We start from the raw sequence: 14177 nt of genomic DNA, 5'->3' as shown, positions 1-14177 counted from the left end.
GCGCCCGACACAGGGCGTCACGCCCACCATGACCATGTCTTGACGATGCCGCGTGGGCGCCTCCGGCATCACATGGGGCGCAGCGTGAGGTCCAGGCTATTGCCGTCCCGGGCACCGCACTCCACCGGTACGCCCGCGGCGCTCCGCCCACGGCCCGCCGAACCGACCCTGGTGCCCCTGGGGCGTCCCGGACCTGCGCTGGGGCGATGGTGGTCCGGGACGCCACGGTGCGGTTCATCACTGGAGTGGACGACACCGCCGGCGGGGGGGGCACGGGATCCTCGCGCACCATCCCCGGCAGCTCCGTGCGCTGCTTTCCGCCCATGCTCACGTCCTTGCCCGGTGGGCCTGCAGCCAGCCCTCACTCCGGGGCGGCCGAGGCGTCGATGGACGCGCGGGTCCGCCTCTCGACCGTCGAGAGGCGGACCCGCGCGTCAGGTGGTGGGAGGTCCGCGCCGGTCAGACCGGCGGCACGTCCCGACGCCGCGTCGAGAAGTGGCGCTCGCGGCCGCGGGCGAACTCCAGCCGCTTCAGCAGCTCCTCGCGCAGCGCGTCGGCCTCGATGATGCCGTCGATCACCAGGTCGGCCGCCAGGCGCTCGAGGTCCACGTCCTTGACGTACTCCTCACGCATCTGCAGCACGAACTGCTCACGCGCCTCGGGGCCCTGCTCGGCCTCGATCTCGGCGATCTTGTTGGCGTACACCGCGTTCACGGCCGCCTCCGGGCCCATCACTGCGATGCGGCCGGTGGGCAGAGCCAGGGTGGCGTCGGGCGCGAAGCCCGGACCCCCCATCGCGTACAGGCCGGCACCGTAGGCCTTGCGCACCACGATGCAGAACTGCGGCACCGTGGCCGACGAGACGGCCGAGACCATCTTGGCGCCGTGGCGGATGATGCCGGTGCGCTCCACCTCGGAGCCGATCATGAAGCCCGGCACGTCCACGAGGTAGACCAGCGGGATCGAGTAGGCGTCGCACAGCCAGATGAAGCGCGCCGCCTTGTCGGCCGAGTCGGTGAACAGCACGCCACCCTTGACCGCCGAGTTGTTGGCCACGATGCCGACGGTGCGGCCGTCCATGCGGGCGAAGCCGATGACCAGCTCGGGGGCGAACAGCTCCTTGATCTCGAAGAAGCTGTCGTCGTCCACCAGGCCGTCGATGACCTCGTGCATGTCGAACGGCACGGACTCTGCCTCCGGGACCGTGGTGCGCTCCAGCGGGTACGCCGGCTCCTCGGCCTCGTAGGGCTCCAGCTCCGTGTGCCAGTTCTGCGGCACGTAGCTGAAGTACATGCGCGCGGTCTCGATGGCCTCGGTGTCGTCGGCCACGAGGATGTCACCCACGCCGGAGACGGTGCAGTGCATGCGGGCACCACCCATCTCCTCCAGGGAGACCTTCTCGCCCACGACCATCTCGGCCATGCGGGGGCTGCCCAGGTACATGGAGGCGTTGCCCTCCACCATGATCACCACGTCGGTGAAGCTGGGGATGTACGCGCCACCGGCGGCCGACGGGCCGAACAGGCAGCAGATCTGCGGCACCTTGCCCGAGAGCGCCACCTGGTTGTGGAAGATGCGCCCCGCGCCACGGCGGCCCGGGAAGAGCTCCACCTGGTCGGTGATGCGGGCGCCGGCGGAGTCCACGAACCAGAAGACCGGCAGCTCCTCGCGCAGCGCGGTCTCGGTGGCGCGGACGATCTTCTCGACCGTGCGCGCACCCCACGAGCCCGCCTTCACGGTGGGGTCGTTGGCGATGACGATGGCGGGGCGTCCGTCCACGGTGCCGCGCCCGGTGACCACGCCGTCGGCCGGCAGGCCGGTGGCCGTGGCGTTGGCGTAGCGGCCGTCCTCCACGAACGAGCCCTCGTCGAAGAGCAGCGCGATGCGATCGCGGACGTAGAGCTTGTTCTGGGACTCGAGCTTGGCGGCGGCCTTCTCAGTGGGCGCCCCGGAGGCCGCGTGGGCCTCGTTGAGGCGGCGCCGGACGTCGGCGACCTTCTCGTCGCCGCCGGGGGTGGCGTCGGCGAAGGGCTGCACGCCGGGGGTCTCGCCTGCGTTGGTGGTGGTCGTCATCGGTGGATCAGGCCTCCAGACCCAGGCCACGGGCGATGAGCATGCGCTGCACCTCGCTGGTGCCCTCACCGACCTCGAGGATCTTGGCGTCGCGGTAGAAGCGGGCCACGGGGTACTCCTCCATGAAGCCGTTGCCGCCGAAGACCTGGGTGGCGATACGGGTGGCATCCATGGCGGCCTCGGTGGAGTACAGCTTGGCCACGGACGCGGCCATCTTGACCTCCTGCATCGAGCGACGGCCGGCGTCGAACTCGTCCTTGAGCCAGGCGGCCTTGTAGGTGAGCAGGCGCGCGGCGTCCACCTTGACCTTGAGGTCGGCCACCTGGAACGAGACGCCCTGGTAGGCGCCGATCGGCTTCCCGAACGCAGTACGCGTCTTGGCGTACTCGGTGGAGTGCTCCAGGCAGGCCTGCGCCAGGCCGACCGCGAGCGCCGAGATGGCGATGCGGCCGTCGTCGAGGGTCTTGAGGAACTGCTTGTAGCCCTCGCCGCGAGCGCCCAGCAGGTTGGCCTCGGGGACGCGGCAGTTCTCGAAGGTCAGGCCATGGGTGTCGGAGATGTGCCAGCCGAGCTTGCGGTAGGCCGGCTCCACGGTGAAGCCCGGGGTGCCGGACGGCACGATGATGGCGCTGATCTCCGGCTTGCCGTTCTCCTTGGTGCCGGTGCGGGCGGTGACGGTCACGCAGGAGGTGATGTCGGTGCCCGAGTTGGTGATGAACGCCTTGGCGCCGTTGATGACCCACTCGCCGTCCACGACCTCGGCCTTGGTGCGGGTGCCGCCGGCGTCGGACCCCGCGTCCGGCTCGGTGAGGCCGAAGCCGGCCAGGGCGCGGCCGGCCACGAGGTCGGGCAACCACTGCTGCTTCTGCTCGTCCGAGCCGTAGGTGAGGATCGGGTTGATGCCCAGGCCCACACCGGCCGAGAGCGTGATGCCCATGGACTGGTCCACGCGGCCGAGCTCCTCGATGGCCAGGCACAGGTAGGTGAACGGGCCCTCGTCCTCCAGGCCGGCACCGCCGTACTCCTCGGGGACCACCAGGCCGAACAGGCCCATCTCGCCCATCTTGGGGATGAGCTCGGTCGGGAAGTAGGACTCGGCGTCCCACTTCTCCACGTGCGGGGCGATCTCCGCCTCGGCGAACTGGCGGACGACCTGGCGGAAGTCCTCGTGGTCCTTGGACAGTTCGAACATGCTCCAGGCCTTTCGTGGCGGGGTCAGGGGGGCGGTGCGTCCGGGCGCGTCGAGGCGCCCTCGCGCCGTGGCGCGGGTCACACCATCGCAGAGCATAGGTGGTGCCGAGGAGGTCGGGTCACCGCCCGGCCAGGAAGGCGTCCACCTCGGCGGCCGTGGGCACCGTGGCCGGCCCGTGGCGGGTCACCTTGAGCGCCCCGGCCGCGTTGGCCCGGCGCGCGGCGGCCACCGGGTCGGCACCGGCCGCCAGCTCGGCGCACAGCACGCCGGTGTGCGTGTCGCCCGCACCGTTGGTGTCCACCGGATCCTGCGGGAAGCCCGGCACGGCCACCACCGCTCCCCCGTCGCCCACGGCACAGCCCTTGTCGCCGTCGCGCACGACCACGAGGCACCCGGCCGACAGGAGCCCGGCCACCTGCGCGGCGAGCTCGGCCATGTCGGTGTCGGCGGGGGCACCCACCAGGGCCTCGGCCTCCTCGGCGTTGCTGCTCCACACGTCGGTGAGGGCCAGCACCTCGCGCTGCAGGGCGGCGTCCAGCCCCTCGAAGGCCGCGCCCGGGTCGAGCACCACCCGCACGCCCGTCGGCAGCCCGCGCAGCCAGGCCAGCAGCGGGTCGCGGGTGGGCTCCAGCAGGCTGTACCCGCTGACGCACACCAGGTCGCCGTCCACCGGCTCGCTCGTCTGCAGCGACTCCGGGCTGATGACGCGCTCGGCCCCCATCGCGGTGACGAAGGTGCGCTCGGCCGAGGGCTCCACGAGCACCACGCACACCGCCGTGTCCTGGTCGGGGACCTCCGGGCTGGTCAGCGCGATGCCGTCGGCCGCCAGCGCCTCGCGGACCAGGTCGCCGTTGGGCCCGGCCCCCACCGAGCCGGCGTGCACGGCATGGGCGCCGGACCGGGCCGCCGCACGCAGGATGGTCACCGCGCCGCCCACCTCCCGCGTGGTGCTGGAGGCCATGACGTTGCCGCCACGCCGCGGAAGGGCGGGCACGTGGACGACCTCGTCCACCAGGGCCTGGGCGGTGTGGATGACGCGCGGGGTCCTCGACATGCCCCAAGGGTGCACCACGCCGTGCCCGGTACGGCGTGGATCGCGCGCGAGGTGTGGGCCGCGCCACGTTAGAGTGCCGCCCATGGCTCCTGTGACCTCCGTGCTGATCGCCAACCGTGGCGAGATCGCCGTCCGAATCGCCCGCGCCTGCGCCGATGCAGGCATCCGTTCCATCGCCGTGTACGCCGACGCCGACCGCGACGCGCTGCACACGAAGGTGGCCGACGAGGCCTACTCCATCGGGGGCAACACCCCGGCGGAGTCCTACCTGGTGGTGGACAAGCTGCTGCAGGTGGCCAAGGACGCCGGCGCGGACGCCGTGCACCCCGGCTACGGCTTCCTGGCCGAGAACGCCGACTTCGCACAGGCCGTCATCGACGCCGGCCTCACGTGGATCGGCCCCTCCCCGCAGGCCATCGACTCCCTGGGCGACAAGGTGAAGGCCCGCCACATCGCCGATGCTGCCAACGCGCCCCTGGTGCCGGGCACCAAGGACCCGGTGGAGTCCGCCGAGGAGGTGCTCGCCTTCGCCGACGAGCACGGCCTGCCGGTGGCCATCAAGGCTGCCTACGGCGGCGGTGGCCGCGGCCTCAAGGTGGCCCGCACCCGCGAGGAGATCCCCGAGCTGTACGACTCCGCCGTGCGGGAGGCCGTGTCGGCCTTCGGTCGCGGCGAGTGCTTCGTGGAGCGCTTCCTGGACTCCCCCCGCCACGTGGAGACCCAGTGCCTGGCCGACCAGCACGGCAACGTCGTGGTGGTCTCCACCCGCGACTGCTCGCTGCAGCGCCGCAACCAGAAGCTCGTGGAGGAGGCCCCGGCCCCCTTCGTGACCCCGGAGCAGGACGCCGAGCTGCGCCGCGCCTCCAAGGACATCCTCAAGGCCGCCGGCTACGTCGGCGCCGGCACCTGCGAGTACCTCATCGGCACCGACGGCACCATCTCCTTCCTCGAGGTGAACACGCGCCTCCAGGTGGAGCACCCCGTCACCGAGGAGGTCACCGGCATCGACCTCGTGCGCGAGCAGTTCCGCATCGCCGCCGGCGAGGAGCTGGGCTACGACGACCCGGAGGTGCGCGGCCACTCCTTCGAGTTCCGCATCAACTCCGAGGACGCGGGGCTGAACTTCATGCCCTCCCCCGGCACCGCCACCACGCTGCGCACCCCCGCGGGCCCCGGCGTCCGCGTGGACTCCGGCATGGTCGAGGGCGACACCGTGGCCGGTGCGTTCGACTCCATGCTGGCCAAGCTCATCGTCACTGGCCGCACCCGCACCGAGGCCCTCGAGCGCTCCCGCCGCGCGCTGGACGAGTTCGTCGTCGAGGGCATGCCCACCGTGCTGCCCTTCCACCGCGCGGTGGTGCGTGACGAGGCGTTCGCCCCGGCCGACCCGGAGCAGCCGTTCAGCGTGCACACCCGCTGGATCGAGACCGAGTTCGACAACACCATCGAGCCGTACTCCGGCCCCACCGCGGAGGCCGAGGAGAAGGCCCCGCGCCAGGAGATCCTCGTGGAGGTGAACGGCCGCCGCATGGCCGTGACCCTGCCCGGCGACCTGGCCCTGGGCGGTGGCGGCGCGGCCGCCGGTGGCGCCCGCAAGAAGGCCCCCAAGCGCCAGCGCGGCGGCGGTGGTGCCGCGGCGGCCTCCGGTGACGCCGTGACCGCGCCGATGCAGGGCACCATCGTGAAGGTGGCCGTGGAGGAGGGCGCGACCGTGGCCGAGGGCGACCAGGTGGTGGTGCTCGAGGCGATGAAGATGGAGCAGCCCATCAAGGCGCACAAGGCCGGTGTGGTGACCGGGCTCAAGGCCGCCGTGGGCGAGACCGTGAACAACGGTGGCGTCATCTGCGAGATCAAGGACGCCGAGTGACCGCTCGCTGAGCGCCGCCCGGCGCACGCGAAGGGGCCCACTGACCTGTCCGGTCGGTGGGCCCCTTCGCTGTGTGCCCGGCGCCCCCGGGTCCTGCCCGGCGTGTCCCCTCTCGGACGTCGATGCTCGGACGTTGAGTCGTCGTTCGTCGGGGTCAGAACCGCCCGGGGACCCCGACGAACGACGACTCAACGTGTGGGGAGGGCTCAACGTGTGGGGAGGGGCACGCGGCGGGACCCTGGCCCGGGCCGGCTCAGTCCTCGCGGGTGTGGAGGCGGCGCGCGGCCTCGGCGACGCTGCCCGACATCGACGGGTAGACGGTGAACGTGCTGGCCACCTGGTCCACGGTGAGGCGGTGGTGCACGGCCAGGGCCACCGGGTAGATGAGCTCGGAGGCCTGCGGGCCCACCACCACACCGCCGACGACCACGTCGGACCCCTGCGCGGCGTAGAGCTTGACGAACCCGTGGCGCACGTTGCGCATCTTGGCCCGCGGGTTGTTGACCAGCGGCAGCATCACCTGGTGCACGCGGCCCTCCCCCTCGTCCACCTGCTTCTGCCCGATGCCGACGGTGGCGATCTCCGGGTCGGTGAAGATGTTGGAGCTGATGCCGGTGACGCGCAGCGGGGAGACCGCGTCGCCGAGCGCGTGGCTCATGGCGATGCGGCCCTGCATGGCGGCCACCGAGGCCAGCGGCAGCACCGCCGTGCAGTCACCGGCGGCGTACACCCCCCGCACGGAGGTGCGCGACACCTTGTCCACCAGCACGTGGCCCGAGTCGGCGGTCTGCACACCGACCTCCTCCAGCCCCAGGTCCGCGGTGTTGGGCACCGACCCGACGGCCATGATGCAGTGCGAGCCGGTGACGGTGCGCCCGTCGGTGAGGGTCACGAGCACCTCGTCGCCCTGCCGCTCCACGGACTGGGCGCGGGCCCCGTTCATCACCTGCATGCCGCGCTCGCGGAAGACGGTCTCCAGCACCTCGGCGGCGTCCGGGTCCTCGCCGGGCAGCACGCGGTCGCGGCTGGAGACGAGCACCACCTCGCACCCGAGGCCCAGGTAGGCGTGGGCGAGCTCCGCGCCGGTCACACCCGAGCCCACCACGACGAGCTTGCTCGGCAGCTCGGTGAGGTCCCACACCTGCTGCCAGGTGAGGATGCGCTCGCCGTCGGGGCGGGCGCTGGGCAGCACCCGCGGGGAGGCGCCGGTGGCCAGCAGCACGGTGGCGGCGGTGAGCTCGGTGGTGCTGCCGTCGGCGGCGGTCACCTGCACACGGTCCGGCGCGACGAGGCGGCCCCGGCCGTCCACCACGGTGACGCCGGCCTCGGTCAGCGCCGCGCGGATGTCGGCCGACTGGGCACGCGCCAGGTCCATGACCCGCCGGTTGGCCGCGGCCAGGTCGATGTGGGCCTCCACCCCGTGCGCCAGCGGCTCGTGGGTGGCGGGGTCGCCGTCGTCCTCGGAGAACTCCACGCCCATGCGCCCGGCCACGTCGAAGCGGCTGCGGAAGTCCGCAGTGGCGATGAGGGTCTTGGACGGCACGCAGTCGGTGAGCACCGAGGCGCCACCCACCCCGGTGTCCTCCACGAGGGTCACGGTGGCGCCGCCCGCCGCCGCCGTGAGGGCGGCCTCGTACCCGCCGGGACCGCCGCCGATGATGATGACCTCAGGTGCGCTGGAGAGCATGCCCCCATCCAACCATCGACGGCCTGACGCACCACCCTCGCGGTGCCCCCAGTCGTTAGGGTGGCCCCGTGGCCCGACTCGACTCCCAGAACCCCTTCGACGACCCGACCGCCGACCCCCGCGAGATCGCTCGCCGGGCCGCGCAGGACGTGGCCCGCCTCTCCGGCGTGGAGCGGCACGACATCGCCCTCACCCTGGGCTCCGGGTGGGGCAGCGCGGCCGACCTGCTGGGCGAGCCCGTCGCGTCCTTCGACCAGTCCGAGGTGACCGGCTTCCCGCCGCCGGCGGTGGAGGGCCACTCCTCGGTGATGCGCTCGTTCGCGGTCGAGGGTCACGACGGCCGCACCCGCCACGTGCTGGTGTTCGGATCGCGCACCCACTTCTACGAGGGCCACGGTGTGCGCCCGGTGGTGCACACGGTGCGCACGGCGGCCGCGGCCGGCTGCGACACGATGGTGCTCACCAACGGCTGCGGCGGCCTGCGCCCCGAGTGGGCCCCCGGCACCCCGGTGCTCATCAGCGACCACGTGAACCTCACGGCGGCCTCCCCGCTGGAGGGCGCCACCTTCGTGGACCTCACCGACCTGTACACCCCGCACCTGCGCCAGGTGGCCCGCACCGTGGACCCCTCCCTGGAGGAGGGCGTGTACGTGCAGTTCCGCGGGCCGCACTACGAGACCCCCGCCGAGGTGCGCATGGCCAAGGTGATCGGCGGCGACCTCGTGGGCATGTCCACCACGCTCGAGGCGATCGCCGCCCGCGAGGCCGGCATGTCCGTGCTGGGCCTCTCGCTGGTGACCAACCACGCCGCCGGCATCAGCGACGAGCCGCTGGACCACGCCGAGGTGATCGAGGCCGGACGCGCCGCCTCCGCCCGCTGCGGCCAGCTGCTCGCCGGCATCGTGCCCCGCCTCTGACACCCGCGGCCCCGGCCGCACCCACCCGGACGTCCACCCACCCGGGGCCGAGCCCCCTTCCGCGAACGGAGACCACCGTGCAGCCCACCGACGACCTGACGGCCCTGCTGGCGCAGGCCCGCGCCTGGATCGCCGACGACCCCGACGAGGCCACCCGCACCGAACTGCAGGCCGTGGTGGACGCCGCCGCGGGCGGGGACGCCGCCGCGGCCGCCGACCTGGCCGACCGCTTCCGCGGCCTGCTGGAGTTCGGCACCGCCGGCCTGCGCGGCGCGGTGGCCGCCGGCCCGGCGCGCATGAACCGCGCCGTGGTCATCCGTGCCGCCGCGGGCCTGGTGCGCTGGCTGCAGCAGCGCGCGACCGACCCGGTGACCTCCCCGACCGTGGTGATCGGTTACGACGCACGCCACCGCAGCCACGACTTCGCGCTGGACACCGCTGCCGTGGTGACCGCCGCGGGCGGCCGGGCCATCGTGCTGCCCGAGGCCCTGCCCACCCCGGTGCTGGCCTACGCCGTGCGCCACACCGGTGCCGATGCGGGCGTCATGGTCACCGCCTCGCACAACCCGCCGCAGGACAACGGCTACAAGGTGTACCTGGGCGACGGCAGCCAGATCGTCTCGCCGGTGGACGCCGAGATCGCCGCGCACATCCGGGCCGTGGAGTCCGTGGCGTCGGTGCCGCGCGCGGAGGCCGGGTGGATCACCGCCGCCGACGACCTGCGCGAGGCGTACGTCAAGGCCGCCACGAGCGTGGTGGACCCGGCGGGCCCCAAGCAGGTGGCCGTGGTCTACACCGCGCTGCACGGCGTGGGCAACGACCTGGTGGTGCAGGCCTTCGAGGAGGCCGGCTTCCCCAATCCCAAGAGCGTGGCCACGCAGGCCGTCCCGGACCCGGACTTCCCCACCGTGGCCTTCCCCAACCCGGAGGAGGACGGTGCCATCGACGCCGCCCTGGAGCTGGCCTCGCGGATGCAGCCGGACGTGGTCATCGCCAACGACCCGGATGCCGACCGCTGCGCCGTGGCCGTGCCGGACCCCGAGTCCGTGACCGCCGACGACCCGGTGGGCTGGCGCATGCTGCGCGGCGACGAGGTGGGCGCCCTGCTGGGCAACCACGTGCTGCGCCGCGCCGCCGAGACCGGTGGCCTGCCCGAGGACGCGGTCTTCGCCAACTCCATCGTGAGTTCGCGGCTGCTCTCGCGGATGGCGGCCTCCGCCGGCGTGCGCCACACCGAGACCCTCACCGGCTTCAAGTGGATCGGCCGCGTGGACGGCCTGGCCTTCGGCTACGAGGAGGCGCTGGGCTACTGCGTGGACCCGACCCACGTGAAGGACAAGGACGGCATCAGCGCGGCGCTCATGGTGGCCGACCTCGTGGCCCGCCTGCGTGCCGGCTCGCGCACCCGCACGGTGCTGGACGTGCTCGACGACCTGTACCTCGAGCACGGCGTGCACGCCTCGGACTCCTTCAGCATCCGGGTGGAGGAGCTGGAGCAGATCGATGCGGTGATGGCCGCCCTGCGCGCGCAGCCGCCGACCTCGCTGGGTGGCCCCCCGGTGGCCGAGGCCGCCGACCTGGCCGAGGGCTGGAACGGCCTGCCGCCCACCGACGGCCTGCGCTGGGTGCTGGCCGACGACACGCGCGTCATCGTGCGTCCCTCGGGCACCGAACCGAAGGTGAAGGTCTACCTGGAGGTGGTGGTGCCCGTGGAGTCCGGCGACCTGCCGGCCGCCAAGCACACCGCCCGGGAGCGCCTGGCCACGGTGCGCGCCGACATGGAGCGCCTCACCGCCCTCTGATCAGAGGAACCAGACGGCCAGCGGCAGCAGCAGGCCCACCGCCATCGCGGCCGCCGGCAGCGGTGCCACGGTGCGGGTGGTGGGCGTGGGGTCGGCCTCGATGTGGCCGTCGGCCAGGGCGTCGGCGTGCGCGTCGCGGGCCCCACGCACGGTGGAGGCCACGGACTGCAGGTCCTCCAGCATCGCGAACTCGGGCTTGAGCGGCTGCGGGTCGGCCCCGGTGCGGGCGGCGTCGATCTTGCGCAGCAGACCCAGGCCGGTGACGTCCGCGGTGTGGTCCACGCCCGAGGGGTCGCGGTAGGAGGAGCCCACGGCCCAGGCGCGGTGCATCCCGGTCTCGGACTCCACCTCCAGGCTCCAGCGGGAGCCCACGCGGCGCACCCGCTGCCACGGGATGCGCACCGTGCGCACCGGGTTGACGATGGTCAGCCCGTCGGGGTCCAGCTCCACCCGGGGACGCCAGATGAGCACCCACGCCAGGGCGGCGCCGGCCACGGCCAGGCCCACCGCACCCCACATGACCGGCCGGGTGACCAGGGCCAGCACCACGAAGCCCGCCGCCAGGAGCCAGGAGACCACCGCGAGGATCCGTGCCTTGCGCGGGTGCACCACCTGCGAGGGGCGGGCGGCGGCGCGGGGCCCGGGCGCGGGAGTGCGGTCGGCGGGGTGCTGCGTCATCGGGGAGGCTCCGGGTGGGTCGAGGTGGTGGGTCGGGCGGGTGGATCGGGGTGGTTCCGGGCAGGCCGGGGACCCGCTCGCGCCACCGACGGTGGGCCGGCGGCGCGCACGTAGGATCATCCCCCATGCCGGACGCCCACCCCGTCGCCCCCACGCCGCAGGCCACCACCCCCGCCGCGCAGGTGCTGCTGCTCACCGGTCCGAGCGGGACCGGCAAGACCCGCCTGGCCCGCCGGCTGGGCGCCACCCACGGCTGGCCCGTGGTGCCGCTCGACGACTACTACCACCCGCACGACGCCCCGGACCTGCCGCTGCGACCCGACGGCCTCGTGGACTGGGACCACGTGGGCACGTGGGACCACGCCGCCGCCCTGGCCGGGCTGGAGCAGCTGGCGCACACCGGCGCCACCCAGGTGCCGGACTACGACATCTCCACCTCGTCCGTACAGGGCCACCGCACCGTGACCCGCGGCAGCGCCCCGCTGGTGGTGGCCGAGGGCATCTTCGCCGCCCACCTTGTGGCCCCGCTGCGCGAGCGCGGCCTGCTCGCCGACGCGTGGTGCATCACCTCCGGACCGTGGACCACTTTCGTCCGCCGCCTGGTCCGCGACCTGGCCGAGCACCGCAAGCCCCCGGCCGTGCTCTGGGAGCGCGGCAACCGCCTGCGCCGCACCGAGCCGCGCTTCGTGGCCCACCAGCGCCGCCTGGGTGCGCGGGTGCTCTCCCCCGCCGCCGGGGAGCGCGCCGCCACCGACCGATGGGGTGCACCCCGCCAGTAGGCTGCGGCCCATGACCGACCGCTACGCCCCCGGCACCGCGCTGACCCTGCAGCAGGTGGCCGACCTGTTCGACCACGCCCTGCTCAAGCCCGAGCTCACCACCGACGAGGTGACCGCCGGCGTCCGCGAGGTGGCCGCGCTCAACGCCTTCTCCGTGTGCGTGCGCCCCAGCGACGTGCCCCTGGCCGCCCGCACCATCGCCGAGACGGTGGCCGACGGCGCCGGGGAGGGCGACGGCGAGCCCTCGCGCACCACGGTGTGCACCGTCATCGGCTTCCCGCACGGCACCACCAGCACGGCCGCCAAGGTGGCCGAGGCCGAGCAGGCCGTGGCCGACGGCGCCACGGAGCTGGACATGGTGCTCAACATCGGCCGCCTGCGCAGCGGCGAGGTCGACGCCGTGCAGGCCGACGTCGCCGCCGTGGTGGAGGCCGGCCACGCCCACGACGTTCCGGTGAAGGTGATCCTCGAGACCGCCCTGCTCGACGACGCGCAGAAGGTGGCCGCCTGCCGCGCCTCGGAGGCCGCGGGCGCGGACTTCGTGAAGACCTCCACCGGGTTCGCCGGCGGCGGCGCGACGCTGCCGGACGTGCGCCTCATGCGGCAGAACACCGGCGAGCAGGTGCAGGTGAAGGCCTCCGGCGGCGTGCGCGACGTGGACACCCTGCTGGCCATGCTGGCCGAGGGGGTCACCCGCATCGGCACCAGCTCCACCTCGGCGCTCATGGCCGGGGCCCGCGAGCGCCTGGCCGCCGGCACCCTCGTGGTGCCCGAGCCGCCGGCCACGCTCGACGAGGCGACGGCCGACAGCACCTACTGAGCCTCAGGCGGTCTCGGCGGCCGTCTCGCCGATGCGCCCGGACATGCGAGCAGCCATGGCCGGGCGCATCGCCGTCCACAGCAAGGCCACCACGGCGCACCCGCCCACGGTGAGCACCACCCACTGGAAGGCGTGCCCGCTGCCGATCATCCACCCGGCCAGTGCCGGGCCGAGGATGGACGACAGGGTCCACGACAGGCCGCCCATGGCGTTGTAGCGGCCACGCAGCTCCTCGGTGGCCAGGTCGTTGACCACCGCCGGCATCACCGGGGACTGGAACACCTCCCCCAGGCCGAAGAGGCCCAGTCCGGTGATGACGGCCGCCGCCGCCCACGGCCCCTCGAGCAGGGCCGAGCTGGCCACCACCGCCCAGGAGACGCCCCACAGCGCCCACGTGAGCGACAGCATCGAGGCGTGGCGCCGCCCCTGGATGACACCCAGCGCCCAGGTCTGCGCCAGCACGATGACGGCCGTGTTGGCCCCGAACGCCCAACCCAGCGCGCTCGGGGGCACGTCGGCCACGCCGTGGGCGTAGGCGGGGAAGCCCATGTCCATCTGCGCGTAGCCCACGGTCATGCCCAGCACGGAGACGAGCACCACGCGCAGCAGCACGGTGTCGCGCAGCACCGTCAGCCAGGTGTCGCCGGGCAGCAGCTGCTCCACGCTGGTGACGGCGGCCCGCTCCAGGGCGCCGGTGCCGGCGGGCAGGGCCACGATGACCACGAGGTAGGCCAGGTAGGTCACGGCGTCCACGAGGTAGAGGCGCTGGTAGGCCGCCAGGGTCTCGGAGGCCACGAGGAAGGAGCTCGCCATCGCGCCGGTGCCCAGGCCCAGGTTGAGCAGCAGAAACTGGAAGCCGTAGACCCGCTCGCGCTCCTCACGGCGTACCAGGCGGGTGAGCATGGCGGTGAACGCCGGGTGCGCCATGACGCCGGCCACCGCGGTGGTCATGGTGAGCGCGTAGGCGGCCGTGAGCGTGGGGACGAAGGCCATGGCCCCCATGCACAGCCCCTCCACGAGCAGGCCGGTGAAGAGCACCCAGCGCGGCCCCACGTGGTCGATGAGCCAGCCGCCCACCGGCGCCGCGAGCACCGCCACCGCGCCCATGGCCGCGAACATCAGCCCGACCAGGCGGGAGTCGAAGCCGCGCACGTCCGTGAGGTAGACGTACAGGAAGGGCATGGAGAGCCCGCTGCCCAGCGCCGAGAGCAGCACGCCCACGAAGAGCAGGCGCACGGTGCGGGTCATGGGGGGCACCACTCCGCCGAGGCGGGCGGGCAGGCGGTCGTCGTCCAGGGGCGCGGTCAC

Annotated in this window: 11 protein-coding genes; 5 read left to right on the top strand and 6 right to left on the bottom strand. The window is 73.5% G+C overall.

The genetic code is table 11. The features are described 5' to 3' along the window. Positions 1 to 459: 459 nt before the first annotated feature. From CYJ76_RS09310 to CYJ76_RS09300, 3 genes are all read right to left on the bottom strand, one after another. Positions 460 to 2073 (bottom strand): acyl-CoA carboxylase subunit beta, encoded by a 1614-nt coding sequence (locus CYJ76_RS09310; protein ID WP_070703572.1) that lies wholly within the window; start codon positions 2071 to 2073, stop codon positions 460 to 462. A 7-nt stretch (positions 2074 to 2080) separates the two neighbouring features. Further along, positions 2081 to 3265, bottom strand: coding sequence for an acyl-CoA dehydrogenase family protein (locus tag CYJ76_RS09305; RefSeq protein WP_070703571.1), 1185 nt, complete (start codon positions 3263 to 3265; stop codon positions 2081 to 2083). Between the two features lie 118 nt (positions 3266 to 3383). Beyond that, positions 3384 to 4319 carry a PfkB family carbohydrate kinase gene (locus CYJ76_RS09300; RefSeq protein WP_101849939.1) on the bottom strand — a complete coding sequence of 312 codons (936 nt, stop codon included), beginning with the start codon at positions 4317 to 4319 and terminating at the stop codon, positions 3384 to 3386. Between the two features lie 82 nt (positions 4320 to 4401). Here CYJ76_RS09300 and CYJ76_RS09295 point away from each other — a divergent pair, with 82 nt between their 5' ends. After that, positions 4402 to 6186, top strand: coding sequence for an acetyl/propionyl/methylcrotonyl-CoA carboxylase subunit alpha (locus tag CYJ76_RS09295; RefSeq protein WP_070703569.1), 1785 nt, complete (start codon positions 4402 to 4404; stop codon positions 6184 to 6186). Between the two features lie 253 nt (positions 6187 to 6439). Here CYJ76_RS09295 and CYJ76_RS09290 read toward each other — a convergent pair whose 3' ends face one another. Next, positions 6440 to 7873, bottom strand: a complete 1434-nt coding sequence (locus CYJ76_RS09290) for an NAD(P)H-quinone dehydrogenase (RefSeq protein ID WP_070703568.1) — start codon at positions 7871 to 7873, stop codon at positions 6440 to 6442. Between the two features lie 68 nt (positions 7874 to 7941). Between CYJ76_RS09290 and CYJ76_RS09285 the strand changes: the two genes are divergently transcribed. Next, complete coding sequence (locus tag CYJ76_RS09285; protein WP_070703567.1) at positions 7942 to 8790, top strand: purine-nucleoside phosphorylase; 849 nt, start codon at positions 7942 to 7944, stop codon at positions 8788 to 8790. A 77-nt stretch (positions 8791 to 8867) separates the two neighbouring features. Further along, positions 8868 to 10592: a phospho-sugar mutase gene (locus CYJ76_RS09280; protein ID WP_180802273.1), complete on the top strand. Its 1725-nt coding sequence runs from the start codon at positions 8868 to 8870 to the stop codon at positions 10590 to 10592. On the opposite strand, the gene CYJ76_RS09275 is transcribed toward CYJ76_RS09280, so the two are convergent. Next, positions 10593 to 11270 (bottom strand): PH domain-containing protein, encoded by a 678-nt coding sequence (locus tag CYJ76_RS09275; RefSeq protein ID WP_144043068.1) that lies wholly within the window; start codon positions 11268 to 11270, stop codon positions 10593 to 10595. It abuts the gene before it with no gap. 125 nt (positions 11271 to 11395) lie between these two features. Between CYJ76_RS09275 and CYJ76_RS09270 the strand changes: the two genes are divergently transcribed. Both CYJ76_RS09270 and deoC read left to right on the top strand, forming a co-directional pair. Beyond that, positions 11396 to 12049 carry a uridine kinase family protein gene (locus CYJ76_RS09270; RefSeq protein WP_101849937.1) on the top strand — a complete coding sequence of 218 codons (654 nt, stop codon included), beginning with the start codon at positions 11396 to 11398 and terminating at the stop codon, positions 12047 to 12049. A gap of 10 nt (positions 12050 to 12059) precedes the next feature. Then, positions 12060 to 12869, top strand: a complete 810-nt coding sequence (gene deoC / locus CYJ76_RS09265) for a deoxyribose-phosphate aldolase (protein WP_101849936.1) — start codon at positions 12060 to 12062, stop codon at positions 12867 to 12869. Between the two features lie 3 nt (positions 12870 to 12872). Here the strand turns inward: deoC and CYJ76_RS09260 are convergent, their stop codons facing one another. Then, positions 12873 to 14177 (bottom strand): MFS transporter, encoded by a 1305-nt coding sequence (locus CYJ76_RS09260; protein ID WP_070703562.1) that lies wholly within the window; start codon positions 14175 to 14177, stop codon positions 12873 to 12875.

The sequence above is a fragment of the Kytococcus schroeteri genome (genome assembly GCF_002847825.1).
GTDB classification, from domain to species: domain Bacteria; phylum Actinomycetota; class Actinomycetes; order Actinomycetales; family Dermatophilaceae; genus Kytococcus; species Kytococcus schroeteri.
This window is presented reverse-complemented; position numbering and strand designations above follow the sequence as displayed.

What these genes read in the sequence shown, in the direction of transcription:
- CYJ76_RS09275 (WP_144043068.1), bottom strand. Translation starts at nt 11,270, where the DNA reads ATGACGCAGCACCCCGCCGACCGCACTCCCGCGCCCGGGCCCCGCGCC.
- CYJ76_RS09300 (WP_101849939.1), bottom strand. Translation starts at nt 4,319, where the DNA reads ATGTCGAGGACCCCGCGCGTCATCCACACCGCCCAGGCCCTGGTGGAC.
- CYJ76_RS09310 (WP_070703572.1), bottom strand. Translation starts at nt 2,073, where the DNA reads ATGACGACCACCACCAACGCAGGCGAGACCCCCGGCGTGCAGCCCTTC.
- CYJ76_RS09290 (WP_070703568.1), bottom strand. Translation starts at nt 7,873, where the DNA reads ATGCTCTCCAGCGCACCTGAGGTCATCATCATCGGCGGCGGTCCCGGC.
- CYJ76_RS09305 (WP_070703571.1), bottom strand. Translation starts at nt 3,265, where the DNA reads ATGTTCGAACTGTCCAAGGACCACGAGGACTTCCGCCAGGTCGTCCGC.
- CYJ76_RS09295 (WP_070703569.1), top strand. Translation starts at nt 4,402, where the DNA reads ATGGCTCCTGTGACCTCCGTGCTGATCGCCAACCGTGGCGAGATCGCC.
- deoC (WP_101849936.1), top strand. Translation starts at nt 12,060, where the DNA reads ATGACCGACCGCTACGCCCCCGGCACCGCGCTGACCCTGCAGCAGGTG.
- CYJ76_RS09270 (WP_101849937.1), top strand. Translation starts at nt 11,396, where the DNA reads ATGCCGGACGCCCACCCCGTCGCCCCCACGCCGCAGGCCACCACCCCC.